The 14091-nt window shown below is 60.2% G+C and carries 12 protein-coding genes and 1 pseudogene; 8 read left to right on the plus strand and 5 right to left on the minus strand.

What is annotated here, in order from left to right; genetic code table 11:
• Positions 1–501 precede the first annotated feature (501 nt).
• From ACQR1B_RS04345 to ACQR1B_RS04360, 4 genes are all read left to right on the plus strand, one after another.
• Positions 502–678, plus strand: a complete 177-nt coding sequence (locus ACQR1B_RS04345) for a type II toxin-antitoxin system RelE family toxin (protein ID WP_434834079.1) — start codon at positions 502–504, stop codon at positions 676–678.
• A 53-nt stretch (positions 679–731) separates the two neighbouring features.
• The gene (locus ACQR1B_RS04350) at positions 732–1064 is read left to right on the plus strand and encodes a helix-turn-helix domain-containing protein (RefSeq protein WP_434834078.1); all 333 of its coding nucleotides are present in this window, start codon (positions 732–734) and stop codon (positions 1062–1064) included.
• 961 nt (positions 1065–2025) lie between these two features.
• The gene (locus tag ACQR1B_RS04355) at positions 2026–2298 is read left to right on the plus strand and encodes a Trp family transcriptional regulator (protein ID WP_434834077.1); all 273 of its coding nucleotides are present in this window, start codon (positions 2026–2028) and stop codon (positions 2296–2298) included.
• 283 nt (positions 2299–2581) lie between these two features.
• The gene (locus ACQR1B_RS04360) at positions 2582–3196 is read left to right on the plus strand and encodes a hypothetical protein (protein WP_434834076.1); all 615 of its coding nucleotides are present in this window, start codon (positions 2582–2584) and stop codon (positions 3194–3196) included.
• On the opposite strand, the gene ACQR1B_RS04365 is transcribed toward ACQR1B_RS04360, so the two are convergent.
• Both ACQR1B_RS04365 and ACQR1B_RS04370 read right to left on the minus strand, forming a co-directional pair.
• On the minus strand, positions 3162–4043 hold the full coding sequence (locus tag ACQR1B_RS04365) for a hypothetical protein (protein WP_434834075.1): 882 nt from the start codon (positions 4041–4043) through the stop codon (positions 3162–3164). The two genes, ACQR1B_RS04360 and ACQR1B_RS04365, sit on opposite strands and share 35 nt — an antisense overlap.
• A gap of 982 nt (positions 4044–5025) precedes the next feature.
• Positions 5026–5988, minus strand: coding sequence for a cupin domain-containing protein (locus ACQR1B_RS04370; RefSeq protein WP_434834244.1), 963 nt, complete (start codon positions 5986–5988; stop codon positions 5026–5028).
• A gap of 211 nt (positions 5989–6199) precedes the next feature.
• On the opposite strand from ACQR1B_RS04370, the gene ACQR1B_RS04375 reads away from it, so the two are divergent.
• The 4 genes and pseudogenes from ACQR1B_RS04375 to ACQR1B_RS04390 all read left to right on the plus strand — a co-directional run bounded on the left by ACQR1B_RS04375 (position 6200) and on the right by ACQR1B_RS04390 (position 9074).
• On the plus strand, positions 6200–6970 hold the full coding sequence (locus tag ACQR1B_RS04375; protein ID WP_434834074.1) for an alpha/beta hydrolase: 771 nt from the start codon (positions 6200–6202) through the stop codon (positions 6968–6970).
• Between the two features lie 73 nt (positions 6971–7043).
• A pseudogene (locus tag ACQR1B_RS04380) lies at positions 7044–7917 on the plus strand (alpha/beta fold hydrolase).
• A gap of 38 nt (positions 7918–7955) precedes the next feature.
• Positions 7956–8450 (plus strand): DUF302 domain-containing protein, encoded by a 495-nt coding sequence (locus tag ACQR1B_RS04385; RefSeq protein WP_434834243.1) that lies wholly within the window; start codon positions 7956–7958, stop codon positions 8448–8450.
• 96 nt (positions 8451–8546) lie between these two features.
• Positions 8547–9074: a hypothetical protein gene (locus ACQR1B_RS04390; RefSeq protein WP_434834073.1), complete on the plus strand. Its 528-nt coding sequence runs from the start codon at positions 8547–8549 to the stop codon at positions 9072–9074.
• Positions 9075–9094: 20 nt separating this feature from the next.
• Here the strand turns inward: ACQR1B_RS04390 and ACQR1B_RS04395 are convergent, their stop codons facing one another.
• The 3 genes from ACQR1B_RS04395 to ACQR1B_RS04405 all read right to left on the minus strand — a co-directional run bounded on the left by ACQR1B_RS04395 (position 9095) and on the right by ACQR1B_RS04405 (position 14076).
• Positions 9095–10897, minus strand: a complete 1803-nt coding sequence (locus tag ACQR1B_RS04395) for a hypothetical protein (RefSeq protein ID WP_434834072.1) — start codon at positions 10895–10897, stop codon at positions 9095–9097.
• A gap of 118 nt (positions 10898–11015) precedes the next feature.
• Entirely contained in the window at positions 11016–12020 is a 1005-nt protein-coding gene (locus tag ACQR1B_RS04400; protein WP_434834071.1) for a phosphatase PAP2 family protein, read from the minus strand.
• A gap of 1240 nt (positions 12021–13260) precedes the next feature.
• Complete coding sequence (locus tag ACQR1B_RS04405) at positions 13261–14076, minus strand: sulfotransferase family protein (protein ID WP_434834070.1); 816 nt, start codon at positions 14074–14076, stop codon at positions 13261–13263.
• Positions 14077–14091 lie beyond the last annotated feature (15 nt).

Here is a 14091-nt window from a genome sequence, read left to right on the forward strand (position 1 = left end):
CATTCGCCCACGGCCAATTCTGCCAGCGCCCATCGTCGCCGACGCAGGCGGAGCCTGTTGGGGCCGGACTCGTTGTCGCCTCCGAGGTCGCGTCGAGCGCGGCAAATCGGTGATCGACATAGGTCGTGGACACGTATCCGGCGACAGTCACCACCAGGACGACCGCAAATCCCTTGGCTGAGTCACTCCAACGCATGTCATCAATCCCCGTGTTCGGCGTATAAGGAACATGTGGGAATGGTTTGACGCGCAATCGCCCAGCGGGCTGTGAGAGAGGTCACATCGACATCGAGCCGCTGTCTCGGCTCCTTATCGGCCCGCTTGTTTGCGGGGGCCGGCCTTGGGCTTGCGGGATGCCTCGGCGCCCTTGGGCAATTATTTAGTGCAGCAGCATCACCGCAATCCTAATCTCTATGGGAATTAAAACAATATCTCTAATGGGATTGACTGCCGGATCGCGGCAAGAGCCTGCGGCAACACGCGAACCGCGCTAAGGTGATCGTGTCGAAGATCGAGCAGTATGCTCGCGATCCGGCCGAGCAGGCGAACAACGTGAAGAAGCTGAAGGGTAGCGTGCTGCTTCGTCTCCGCGTCGGCGACTTCCGGGTGGTCTTCACTGAGACGGACGACGCCATTAACGTCCACGACATCGGCCCGCGCGGCGACATATACGAGTGAGAGGCACGGCAATGAACAAGGTACAGCGGATCAAGACACCGAATGGTGAGGACATGGTGATGCTGTCCGCCGCCGATTACGAGCGCCTGGTGGAGGCCGCCGAGGACCTGCGTGACATCGAAATCGGCGAGCGACGCATCCGCGCAATCGAGAGCGGCGAGTCCGAATACCTGACCTCCGAAGAGGCGAAGGAGCTGCTGGCGGCAAAGAGCCCGTTAGCTTTCTGGCGGAAGAAGCGCGGCCTGACGCAGGGCGCCTTGTCCAAGGCTTCGGGCGTAGCGCAGGGCTTCATCAGCGAGATCGAGGCCGGAAACAAGCCGGGAGGCGCCGCGACGCTCAAGAAGCTCGCCGCCGTCCTGAAGCTCACTGTGGATGATCTGGTCTGAGCCGGCACCGCCCGACGACTCTATTTGATATCGAGGCCGAAGGGGCGACCCAGGGGTGCGCGCAATATCAAAGCTGCTGAATACAAAACCGAAGCCTTGATAAAGGCGGAACTCGAACGTCCATGGCAGGTGCACGAGCTTTACGCCGACGCGGCGTTTCGCAGGGAATTTTCCTGCCAGCCCGAGCCGCGATTTTGGGAGATGTATCTTACTCATCACCTGCTCCGCAGCAATCGGCGACCGATGCCGAGAGGCGAAATGCCTCGCTGCAAGAACGGCGGCAAAGGTCCTGATATGGGCATCCGGCGACAGCCACCATCAGGACGACCGCAAATCCCTAGGCTGAGTCACTCCACCGCATGTCATCACCCCCCCTTGTTCGACGTATCGGGAACACATGGGAATGGTTTGACGCGCGATCGCAGGGCGGGCCGTCAGAGATGTCACATCGACATCAAGCCGTTATCTCAGCTCCTGAGCCGACGCTTGTTCGCGGGGGGCATCGGCTTGCCGGATGCCTCGGCGGAATTTATGCAGTCCAGCAGCGTCACCGCAATCCCCGCGCACTTGTTCTTTCGCTCCAGCTCAGACGACAGCAGGCAAAAAATGGTCGGGCGCTCAGAACAACCACCTCCTTTGGAGGGCGCCTGCTGGCTAGCGATTGGGGCTTAGACGAACGAGCAAGTGCACTTAGGCGGCGAACAAATAGCCGCGCTTCGTTCACAATCGCGATTTTCTGTGGATTTTAGGCAACATCGATAACGAATCTGTGATTTTGATTTACCATCCTCACGGAGGGTTTGCATTGAAACGAACCGTAAACCTCTGATCGAGAACGATATATTCACGCACAGAGTTACTCGCGCAGGTTGAGCAACGGCTATTCACTTGAATATCAAAAGAGGCAATACTGGCCCTAACTGAGCGTGTACTAGTACAGCAGAACATCAGGAACTTCGCCGTGGACGCCTTAGTAGCGACGTTGGCTTGCCTCACGACCGACACCGATCGGCGCCAGTTTTTGACAGCCCTGTTGAGCCCTGCCGAGATTCGAAAGGTCAGTCATCGATGGATGGCCATATCTTTACTGCTAGACGGACGATCGCAACGCGAGGTGCGAAATATGGCGAAGGTCAGCATCGCGACCGTTAGCCGGGCGGCAAGACAGGTCGATACCCATGGCGCTCTATTTCGGAACATTCGGTTGCGAGTCACAAATCAACAAGGCATGTAGCGAGGAATAACTATGAATAAGACAGATGATAAATCCGTACTTCCTAATGACTTAGAGATTAAATATGAAAAATACTATCAAGACATAGCTGACAATATCAAGAACGATCGTCCCAAGAATGCCGGGCGAGCGCTCTCAAGCTTTCTTGTAAGGGCAGACGAGCTCGTCAAAAACTATCGACCTACCGGAGCTGTTCTATTCCGGGCATCACCAAAGAAGTCCGCCTCGTAGACCAAAGTTTCATTGTCAATGCTTCTCTGCCCTAGTGCGGGACCCTTTTCGCATGGCTGGCGATCGCCGCTCGACCGAATTCCCACCGAAAAAGCAAAGCGTTCATTTTGCTAGCACCCTCGAGGAGCTCATTCGTTGCGCTCTTGCGCAGGAGGCAAGCGATTTCACCCTTTCCCGCGAGAGAATCTTCGACGTCGCCAGATACTTTCTAAGGGATATGTACAGGGTGGAATCCGCAGAAGACGGCGAGTTATCCGTTACCAAGTTTTGTGCATACTTAACTTACTGGATCGCTCGCCTGAGGCCAATTTCTGTAGCCTATGAAACGGCGCACCCTTCTTACCCGGTCGACAAAAGCCTCGCTGAAATTGTTGATGTCAACGAGGATGTAGCGATTGAGCTTGGCCTTATGTTTCTAGGTACGACTGGTGGCGGCTCTGCGCCGTTCGATGACCATGTACGATGTCATTGTAGCCAATTCACATCGCAGAAATGCGACGGCTCATCATGCGTCAAGGATCACGTAAAATTCTACTTCGATTTCCACAATCGCTTTTTTGAAACGAATCTAAAATACAATATGAAAACAAGGCTTACTTCACCTCACTTCTACAATTCTCTGTATGATCACATCATCTTCTGCTGTTGCTTGCCGTATCTGAGATGAAGTCGTCGATCCGCTTTCGCAAACTGGGTGAAAGCTGGAGGACGGCCTCATCAAAAAGGATTTCGTAGAGCGCCAGTACATGCTCGTCGGGCAACGGAGGGCGCACTCCACGGTCAGTCCGACGTCGCGCGACTAGAATGCCAGTCCTCTCAATGAAGAAATCCTTGGGGGCTAAATCATCCAGTCGACGTTGAAAAAACGACATCCCTTCAATTAAATCTTCTCGTCGATCGTCAGTTGAATCGCCGCGATTCCAGGAGAGAATTGCTGACATTCGCATAATATCTTTCGGGATCGCATCCAAGCCGTCAAATTCCAAGAAAATCTTTGATCCGTTCACGGAGGTCGACAAGAATTTGTTTCGTTTGTCCTGGCAGTGTCTGATGATCGACAGCTGATCAGAGTTCTTGCTAAGGAAGTGTGCTTCATCCTCACCCGAGGACAAGCTTTGCGGATTACTTGTCGGATTAACTAGGTCGACAAATCGAGGGAATGATAGAAGCGAGCGATCGCCAGATTTGTGGATGCTGTATTCAAGTTCCGTTGGCGTCATGACAACATTGCTGACTATCGATTGTCCCGCATCACGGCGCTTCAGTAGTTTTAGTAGGATAAGCTCTAACTCCTCCATGGAGTGACGCAACTTCTTCAGAATTTCTACTCTGGAGTAGAGGGCCTCATTGGGTTTCAAGACAGTGAGCAAGTCAATGTCACTGGTGGCTGCGTCGAATTGTTTGCCTTCGTCCTGAACTAGACTCCCAAATACGAAAATTTTGTCGACGCCTGTGTGCCGAACAGTATTTGTCGCCCAGTCGCTCATCATCTGGAGAATATCTAGCGGAAACATCCAAGATGCCTCGGGTGCAATGGTGATTTAGTTGTAACAGCATCAAAATTATGGATAGTGAAATCGACAATATCAACCAAAAAGCGAAATGTCGGATATGCAACTGTATCGAGGTATACTGTTGCCTATTTGAACGGGCTTTTTTTCGAGGCGCGGTGACGGAGCTTTTCTCGTGGCGTTTCTGACGGGCCGGCAAACGACGATGTTCGTCGTGCTTGGGAAGCTGGTCGGCATCAACATGAGTTTGACGGCGATCAACACGAAGCGATCGACGTGTGCGGCGCGTCAACACGCACGCCAAAAATTCCGAATACCAGAAATTCGGTTGACACCGCCCCCAAATCAGTGATCTTATCCCGCCATCCTGCTTCGCCGAGAGGGGCGTATCGCGATCGTCACGGCACGTGAGGCGGGGATGCGGTGGCCGCGGCCTCGTCAGGCGCTCTTGCGCGACGAGTGATGAGGTGCGGACGGCGAAGTCGCGTGGTCCTGGCGCCCCGATGCTGGCGTCAAGGTCGCAGCGTTCATGACGAGCGCTGCGGGCGACGGGGGCAAGACAGCCGGTCCCCGGGGAGATCGCGTATAAGCCGTAAAGCCATTGCGCGGGGAAGGCCGGATGTTCGGCCGTACCTGTGGTTCTGCCGCGTGCTTTTTTGCTGCACGCGGACCGCGGGTGCGACCAGCACCCGGCCTTTCCCGCACCCTCTCGCAAGCGAGGGCGACACGATCCAACAACAACTCGGGCAATTCGGGCCGCGAGCTCGTCTCCGCACGCCTGCGGGCTGTATGACATCCGTAAATCAGGAGGTTCGGCGCACGCCGCCGTTTTGGCCGGAGGCTCGCCGGGCACGCCTTGCCCGTTGATCTGATACCCCCTCGCCGACCGCTCCCATTGATAGGTCGACAGGCGGATACCGACGAAGCAAATGGCGTTCGTCCGGATCATCGATCGATGATGACAAGGCCGCGCGCCCGGCCGCGATCAATCGGCGCCTGCCGTTTCCAGAACGTCTTGCTGCGTGCGGTCGCCGTCAGAGCCGCGAACTGCGCGGTAGCGGCCGGGCGACAGGCCGTGATGTCGAAGGAACACCTTCGAAAACGCGGCCACGGTCTCGTAGCCGACACGGCTCGCAATCCGCGCAATCCCCTCGTCGCTCGTTTCGAGCAGAAACGCCGCCTCCGACATCCGGCGCGCGATCAGATAGCGATACATGGACTCGCCGACGAGTTTGGTGAAGCGGGCCGAAAACGCCGAGCGGCCGAGCCCCACGCGTTGCCCGAGATCGTCGAGGGTCCATGGCCGGTCCGGCCGTTCGTGGATCAACTGCAGCGCCGGCCCGATGTGCGGATCCGCCATCGCGCCGAGCCAGCCGCCCTCTCCGGGAGCGAGCGACTTGATCCAGCTTCGCAACACCTCGACGAACAGCACTTCCGTCAGCCGCGACAGCGCGACGCCCTGGCCGGGACGCTGACGCGCCGACTCGCTCACCATGCGTCGCAGGATCGCCTCGAGCCATTCGCCGTCCTCGGTCGGCTTCAGGAGAAGCACCGGCGGAAGCAATTGCAACACGTTGCCGCGCGACGGCCGCGCCACGGTGAATTTGCCGCAGATCATCGTCGACACCGGCTGCGCGCTGCCGCCATGGCGAACGACGCCGAGATGCGCGGACGATCGATCGAGGTCGAGAACCGAGAATGGTTTCGTGCCGCGATCCGAATAAAACTCATGCGGCTCGCCGCGCGCGATGACGACGAAGTCGCCGGCGGTCATCCGGAGTTCTCGCCCGCCTTCGAGCGCGAGGGTCGCCGCGCCACGACTGAGATAGTGGAACAGGGCGTACGGGCGTTGCGGCAACGCCAGGCTCCACGGCTGGCCGAGCTCGAAATGGAAGAGCAGAGTCCCGCCCAGGCGAACGCGGTCGAGTACTTCGGCGAGGATGTCCATGGCGGTCATGCTAGTCCCGCGGACGATCCGACACAACACTTGGACGATCGAGCTCTACCGTCCGATCAAGCCTCGTATTAGGTCCTCCCGAGGGGCGGACGCATCATGCGGCCGTCCATTTTCAAAGCGGCCGATGGAACATTCGCGCCTCTACTCAGCGTCTGCCCATCCCCCCGACCTTGCGTCGTCCATTGTCCAACAGGAGCTGTTGATGCGAAATTTTCTGCTGTCGACCGTCGCCACCATCCTTGGCGGAGCGGCCTTTGCCGCCCCCGCGCCATCGGCTGAACTGCCCAAGGGCGCGGCTCACAACATCGTGCTGGTCCACGGCGCTTTCGTCGACCAGACGAGTTGGAAGCCGGTGGCCGACATCCTCACGAAGAAGGGCTACAACGTCACGCTGGTCGAAAATCCGCTGACCTCGCTCGCTGCTGACGTCGATGCCACCAAACGCGCGCTGGCGAAGCAGAACGGCAGGACCGTTCTCGTCGGCCACTCCTGGGGCGGCGTGGTGATCACGCAGGCCGGCAACGATCCCAAGGTCTCGGCGCTCGTCTACGTCTCCGCTTTCGCGCCCGACGTCGGACAATCTCTGGCCGCCCTCGCCAAGAGCGGTCCGGCAACCGAAGGCGCCACGGCGATTCATGCCGACGACAAGGGCGATCTCACCATCGATCCCAAGGTGTTTCCTGCGGCGGTCGCCGCTGATCTTCCCGCGCATATCGCCGAAGCCCTGGCGAACCATCAGCTGCCGTTGAACCACGTGGCGTTCGAGGCCCCGGTCGATACGGCCGCCTGGCGCGACAAGCCGACGTTCTACGTGATCAGCACCAAGGACAAGGTGATCGCGCCCGAGGCCCAGAAGTTTTTCGCCGACAAGATGAAGGCCGAGACGACGGATGTCGCAGGCAGCCATGCGTCGCTCGTGGTTCATGCGAAGGACGTCGCCGCGGTGATCGAAAAGGCCAGTTTCGTGAAGTGACAGCGCCGCTCCCTGCACGTTCGGGCCGGGAGCGCCCACGCGATCATTTCATGCCCAGCATCCGGAGAATGACATGACTGAACTCGACATCGCGACCCGGGCCGCCACGCTCGAAACGGCGCCCACCCGCTACATCGAAGGCCGCGGAATCCGCTTCGCCTATCGCCGTCTTGGCCCACAGCTCGGAACGCCGCTGGTGCTGCTGCAGCACTTCTCGGGCAACATCGATGCGTGGGATCCCGCCGTCGTCAACGCCCTCGCCGCCGATCGCCCGGTCATCGCCTTCGACAATGCCGGGGTCGGCCGCTCGACCGGCCAGACGCCGGACAACGTCGAGGCGATGGCGCGAGACGCGGTCACCTTCATCACCCTGCTCGGCCTGTCCGAGGTCGACCTGATGGGCTTTTCGCTCGGCGGCTGCGTCGCCCAGCAGATCGCCGCCGAGCACGGACGGCTGGTCCGCAAGCTCATCCTGGTCGGCACCGCGCCGAAGGGCGGCGAGGAACACCTGTTGGCGGTTCTCCAGGAGGCGTTTGCCCAGACCGATGCGCCCGACCCCCGCCTGCCGCTGTTCTTCACCCAGTCGTCGGCCAGCCAGTCGTCCGGCCTGGCGTTCCTGACGCGGACGAGGCTGCGCAAGGACGATCGGGACACCGACAACGGCAGCGCAGTCACCGATCCGCAAGCCAAGGCGCTGATCACCTGGTGCGCCACACCCGATCCCGAGCACGCCCTTCTGCGCGGCCATCCGCCAGCCCACGCTCGTGGTCAGCGGGAGCCACGACACCATGCTGCCCGCCAACAACGCCTACGCAATGTTCGAGCATCTCAGCAACGCGCAACTGGCGCTGTATCCCGATTCAGGGCACGGCGCCTTGTTTCAGCACCATGAGACGTTCGTCAGTCACGTCCGCACCTTCCTGGACGCACCGCCCGTGGCCGCGTGATCCGCGGCGGCATCGTGCGAGATGTTACGGAGGAGAGAATGACAAGCGCAAGAGTCGAAGTGGAACGGTTCAGTCTCACGAGCTCGAAACCGTTCGACGCCGTCGTGGCCGCGCTCAAATCGGCGGTCGGGCAACCCGACATGGTCGAATTTTTCAAAGCGACGAGGGCGACAAATTCCTTCCCGGACTTGGAGCGCGTTGTCCAACGCGGCCTCGGCCGCACGGGCCTCATGCTGTTCGCGGAATTCGACCTGGGCGACATTCTGCGTCGCGAGACGGGAGCCAAGGCGCCCAGGATCATGCGGTTCGTGGTGGGCAATCCGCTCATCATGAAAGACATGGTCAAGCACGTCCCCGACGCCGGATCCTACGCGCCAGTCACGATTCTGATCGATGAACGTCCCGACGGCGTGCACGTCACCTACGACAAGATGGAGAGCTATCTGCTGCCCTATGGCAGTTCGGCAGCCCTCACCGTCGCCCGCAATCTCGATGCGAAAATTACGACCCTGTTGCGCGAGTGTGCAAACTGAGACGCTCTGATGACGTGTCCGGCCGCGCCACGCACGACGGCAACGCCGTGACGCGGCCCGGACGCATGGCCGTTCAACCTGGAAGGGACTCCCGACATGTCCAAGACACTCCTTGCCGCCCTCGCCGCCACGGTTCTTTCCACCATGGCTGTCGCGGCACCTCTCGCCGTCAGCGCCGAGCCGCTGGATGCCGCGGCGCTCGACACCATCAAATCGCAGTTCGGCAGGCTGATGCAATTGGCCAACAAGCACGACTTCGAGGCGCTGCATGGGATGTTCTGGCAGTCGCCATCGACCCTGCTGGTGGCGAAGAGCGCGATCCCGTCCGAGGGCAACTGGGCCGGTTTCTGGGGCAACGAAGCGGTGGATCAAAAGCTGCACGACATCGGTAGCTCCGGTCCCGTCGTGCTTGAGCCGGATTATTCGAAGCTCAAGGTCGTCGGCCTGACGCGCGACGTCGCGGAATCCTACGTGCCGATGACCATCACGGTCTCCTACGCGGGACAGGATGGAACACCCAGGCCGTTCCTGATGATCATCAATTGGCTGCGCGTCGGCGAGGACTGGAAGGTCGCGTCCGAAATCATCCTGCCGGTGCCGCCGGCCCCCGCCGCGAAGGGCTAGCCATTGCTCGGTTCTGGATGTCATTGCCGCACGCGCCAGACCGCGATCTTGGGTGAGGACGCGAACTCCAACGGCTCGAGAAACTCAGGCGTTTCACCTTGGACCAACAACGACTCCAAGCCATCCGGAGCGAGCTTGATGATGTCCCGATTGGGAGATGTCCGGCACACGACCACATAGTCGACGTGATAGTCCCGAAGAATCTGCTGCGCAGCCGCCGCCGACGCCAGCATCAGCTTGAGCATCGCCAGATTGCCGTCATTGTTCCGGTGATACGGGCCCGCAAACACGACATGTGTCGTGTCGGCCAGGATGGCCGGGCCGAGATCGATCGGCGCCACGACGTTTCCTCTCGGCAGCCGCCTCATCGGCTCGGCGTCGGAAACAGTTTGACAACGGGACGCGTCGGAATCGAACACGATGTCCGTCGGCTGCACCATCGTTTCAATCAGTGGCTTCGCGCCTTGCCCAAGGATCGACAACATCACCGGAGAGACGGCGAATGCCAGCAGCACGAGGTTGTTTCCCCGCGCAAGAGATGGCCAGACGAACACGGCGGCCGCAGCGAATATCGGCGCGGCCGCCATCGCAGCTCCGCCCGTTCCGCGCATTTCCCAGACGCTGATCGCGATCAACGCCGCGAGCGCAGCCCCACAAAGACCCCAACGAAATCGATCGGCCGGGTCGGATCGCAAGAAGGCCGCCGTTACGATTGCCAGCGTGATGAAGGGAAACGCGTAGAAGCCGAGCACCTCCTCCGGGCCGAGCCGGGCCATCGTCACCAGCGATACGGTCTCCTGAACATGGTCGAGCCACAGCGAAACGACCAGGGGATCGAGCTGCGAATAGGGCGACACGAGCGATTTCGCAAACAGCAGGACGAACGCCCCGATCAGGACGATCGCGGTTGCGGTCGCCGTGACGGCACGCAGCCACAGCGCGGATCGGGACCGATCGATTTCGACCATCAGGACCAGGCCGATCCCCCCGCCCACGGTCAGCAACAGCAGCGGGCCTCCGAGCGCGTCGAACACCGGCAAGGTCAGCGCCTCCGGCCGAACCAACATCAGGCCGAGAGCGGCCGACGATCCGGCCAGCGCGATGCCAAACGCCGAGATCTGGCGCGCAACCGGCCCGCCGCGCCAGATGAAGAGGCCGACGAGAGCAGCGCATATCGTGGCGATCACCGGCAGGATCTCGACCCCGATCGCGAGCGACACCGCTGCCGTCACTCCCGCAAGCGCGGCCATGGTCGCACTCCGCTCGGCCTGCACGCCAGAGAGAAGCATCAGGAGCAACAGGTCGATCTGCACGTTGTGATGATCGATCGCGCCCGGTTTGAAATGAATCAACGCCGGCGCGGCCAGCATGGCCAAGACGGCGGCGCCCAGCACGGAACTCGAGGCGCCTCCACTCAGACGGGACGCAATCTTTCCAACAAGTATGAGCGCCACGCCAAACAACAGCAGCGGCCAGACAAACAGCGTCACCGCTTCGGCCTCGTGCGAACCGACCAAAGGTTTCAGCGCCAGGATCGACATCGCCAGCGGCAGATCGACGATCCGCGACCAATGCATGAGCACCCCGGACGGCCCCAAGCGATACTGCCGGAGATCCCACCAGGCCTGGCCGTCGAGAAAGTCGCGGACTTCGACCAAGCGCATCACATCATCGGTCGACATGGCGTCGAAGGTGCCGCTCCTGATCGAGAGCAGCTTGAACGCCATCACGGCAGCAAGCCCGAGCAGCGCGATCGGAACACCGATGGTTGCTGCTCTTGGCTGGTTTGCAACCGGGCCCGAATCTGAAACGACATCTGCCATGGCGCGCCCATCAACATCCGCGGCGACAAGAACTGACTTAGAACTCAACCAGCGGCGTACATCCGCGCTATCCGAACTCCGGCAGAGCACTGAGCCCCTCCGGACTCCATGGCTGCTATCACGATGTGACCCGGGTCGGGTCGGAGACTCGCTCCGCATTTTGCATGGCTGGCTCCCATTCCGCCCGGCCCTGCGAATCGGCGGGCGCAGAACTCAGGACATGCTTGACCAGGATGATCGATCCGACAGCCACACCACCGCCTCCGATGAGGTCGATGATGTAGTGCGCACCGATCAAGGGCGTCGCCGCGACCATCCAGCCATTGAGCGCGATCGACACCGGCCGCAAAGCTCGGATCGGCCACAGAGCCCAGACATAGAGAACCGCCGATGCCGTATGGAAACTCGGGAATGAAACGATGCCCGCCAACCTCAGCACGTCGAGCTGTCGCAGCGATCCGTCACGGAGCGCATAAATATCTCGAAGCTGCGCCGCGTAATTCGTCGAATCGATCCGCGGAAACTGCTCGCCTGGCGACAAGCCCAGACCATAGTAGGTCCCTATCGCCGGAACGAATGCCGACAGCACAATCGTTACGGCGAGCGCAACGCTCAACGTCAGAACGAACTGCTGAAGTCTGAAGAAGCGCGATCCCATCGTCAGAATGATCGGGATGCCCAGCAAGGGCCATTTGATGAAACTGTATGCAACCTTGAGATAGCGCACGATCCAACTATGGTCGTTGAAAAATGCCGCGATTCGTTGCGGATCAGCCCCGAGCGCCCGGTCGATCCATAGCAGACTTTGATCCTGCAGTGGCCAACTCGTCGCGTTTGCGACGTAGCTGAGAGGCCCGGCGATCGCCGTGAGCAACATGATCTGAGCGGTTACACCGAACCAGAAAACGAGCTTTGGATCTGCGGAAGATCGTTTGATGTGAGCGTAAGTGTAGGCGACAGCCGCAAGCGAACCCGCAATGCCGACGAAAAAACCGAAGCCTTTGGGCTCCAGCGAGAAGTCGGAATATGCCATGGCGCTCAACAGCGCCGCACCCAACAGAGCGACCGGCAGCCAATTGAGATTGAACGTGCTCCATGCGAGGCTTGCTTCGTCACTGTTCATGGGGCAGGCCGCCATTTCCTTCGACGAAGCTCTTTCGATGATCGAGCACGACATCTAGGGAAGCCAAGGCGCATTTGATCGCATTCCCACCGAGCAGATCCTTGCAGCAACCCTCAGGCAGGGCTTCGTAGCCCGGCCAAAGGCCCGCAGACCGCCAAAATCCTCACTCCGCAAAACTACGGGACATAACTTAAGGTAGTATGAAGGAACAGGCTTCAGTTTCGCGACACTGAGAGTCGGCCTCTGCACGATCAACCGCCGTTTGCTGCATGGCCACCGAACGGCGTCTTGGCCGGCCAGCACACGAGAGCGACCGACATTGGCGGCGGCTCAGCCAATTCGTCGAGCGCGAGCATTTGAGGCATTGCGACTCGTACGCGATCCACATTCGCTCCGCCTGAATAGCTGACATATTCGACAATGACCGAGCCGACATCGAATGTCGGCCACCGCACAGGCGGTCCCAAATACAAGGTTCCACCTCCTCCGATGCTCCTCGACCTGAGCTACGACGCGCCCTGAATCCAGAGCCACATCGTCGAGCGACTTTTTCCCGGGCAGCGCTGCTTGAGATCATGCCCAAGGCGCATCCCGCAGGAGCGCTAGAAGATCACCAAACATCTCGGCGCGGTATCATATTAAAATACACGTTTAGATTGCATTGGCTCATCGGTTTTGCATATGGTGGCTTCGACAGAGGCAATCTGAAATCAACCGACACAGGAGCGGACATCCATGCCGGAGCCCGCCCTCGGCATCCACTTGCGTGCATTCTTTCGCCGCTATGACTTCCTGTCATGAGCTATGGCGCGACTGCAGGAAAAGCATGGACCGATGGCGCGGGAGCGCCGACCGAGAACTCCATATATCTTCGTCTTCCTTCGCGAGAGACGGCCTGCGCCCGACCTTCTTGACGAACGCGCACCACCGGGAACGAACGGAACCGGAAAAGGGGGATGGTGCCCAGGGGCGGAATCGAACATCCAGTTACCGATTTGAAATCAAGGCACTTTTTGTATGCTTCCTCTGTAGTGTACCCGCCAGTATACCCGCTCGCTTTCGCCGTAACCCGGCCGCCGTGTAAGCTTTTTGTTCATGCCGTAGGTGGTTGAGGGGAGGCGCAACCATCGATACCGACGTCGCCTGCTTGTCGCAATCCAGCAAAAAAAGATTGCGCCGTCTCCGCTCGTGCGCACGTCGTGCACGCGACATGTTCTCGAGGGCGCGGCGATGAACCCGGCTAGATGACCCGCACCTTGTTCGGGTTGCGGGCCGGATCGCGCCAGAACGCGTCGTTCTCGTATTTGCGCCAGAGATCGCCGGGCAGCACCGTCTTGCGGCCCGCGGCCTCGACGCGGCGGCCGACCTTGTGCAGGCCGGGCGTGCCGAGCCTGCGGTCGAACTCCTCGGCGTCGAACTCGATGTTCTCGAAATCATGCGCGAACGGCGTCTCGCCGATGAACTCGTAGACGGCGGCGATCGCCTGCTGGGGCCGCCGCGTCAGAGTCTCATAGGTGAGCGCCAGCAGGCAATCGGTCTGCTCGCCGCAGAACGCCTCGCGCAGCGCATTCCAGGCGAAGCCGACCATGCCGTTGGGCGCGGCCAGCCCGTCGACGCGCGAGTACACCGTGCCGCCCGGCTCGAAGCTGAAGATGCCCGAGGGCTGGTACTTGTTCCTGCGGATCAGCCGCTCGACCGAGTCGAGAATCCAGGGAATGTCGCGCACGCAGCAGATCACCTTGGCGCGCGGAAACAGCTCGGTCAGCAGCGGCAGGCGCGTGCACCAGTTGCGGTTGGTGTCGAACACCACATCGCCCTTGGGCACGTCGGAATAATAGGCCGAGAAAATGCCTTCGATCAAAGCCCTGCGCTGCGCGTCGGTGATGAAGATCGAGGTCTCGTTGCTCATGCTCATGCTGCGCAGCATGGCGTCGACCAGCGAGCCGACCGGTCCGGTCATGCCGGCGCGGAAGCGCGGGTTCTGCCGCAGGATGGCCGACAGCAAGGTCGAGCCGGCGCGCGGCAGGCCGGAAATGAAGTGAATGTCGCCCTGCATGATCCTCGATAGCCT

The organism is Bradyrhizobium oligotrophicum (genome assembly GCF_051168495.1).
Taxonomy (GTDB): domain Bacteria; phylum Pseudomonadota; class Alphaproteobacteria; order Rhizobiales; family Xanthobacteraceae; genus Bradyrhizobium; species Bradyrhizobium oligotrophicum_A.

Bases quoted from the DNA above. Each gene is read 5' to 3' on its own strand.
- ACQR1B_RS04350 (WP_434834078.1), top strand. From the start codon at position 732: ATGGTGATGCTGTCCGCCGCCGATTACGAGCGCCTGGTGGAGGCCGCC.
- ACQR1B_RS04360 (WP_434834076.1), top strand. From the start codon at position 2,582: ATGGCTGGCGATCGCCGCTCGACCGAATTCCCACCGAAAAAGCAAAGC.
- ACQR1B_RS04365 (WP_434834075.1), bottom strand. From the start codon at position 4,043: ATGTTTCCGCTAGATATTCTCCAGATGATGAGCGACTGGGCGACAAAT.
- ACQR1B_RS04370 (WP_434834244.1), bottom strand. From the start codon at position 5,988: ATGGACATCCTCGCCGAAGTACTCGACCGCGTTCGCCTGGGCGGGACT.
- ACQR1B_RS04375 (WP_434834074.1), top strand. From the start codon at position 6,200: ATGCGAAATTTTCTGCTGTCGACCGTCGCCACCATCCTTGGCGGAGCG.
- ACQR1B_RS04385 (WP_434834243.1), top strand. From the start codon at position 7,956: ATGACAAGCGCAAGAGTCGAAGTGGAACGGTTCAGTCTCACGAGCTCG.
- ACQR1B_RS04390 (WP_434834073.1), top strand. From the start codon at position 8,547: ATGTCCAAGACACTCCTTGCCGCCCTCGCCGCCACGGTTCTTTCCACC.
- ACQR1B_RS04395 (WP_434834072.1), bottom strand. From the start codon at position 10,897: ATGGCAGATGTCGTTTCAGATTCGGGCCCGGTTGCAAACCAGCCAAGA.
- ACQR1B_RS04400 (WP_434834071.1), bottom strand. From the start codon at position 12,020: ATGAACAGTGACGAAGCAAGCCTCGCATGGAGCACGTTCAATCTCAAT.
- ACQR1B_RS04405 (WP_434834070.1), bottom strand. From the start codon at position 14,076: ATGCAGGGCGACATTCACTTCATTTCCGGCCTGCCGCGCGCCGGCTCG.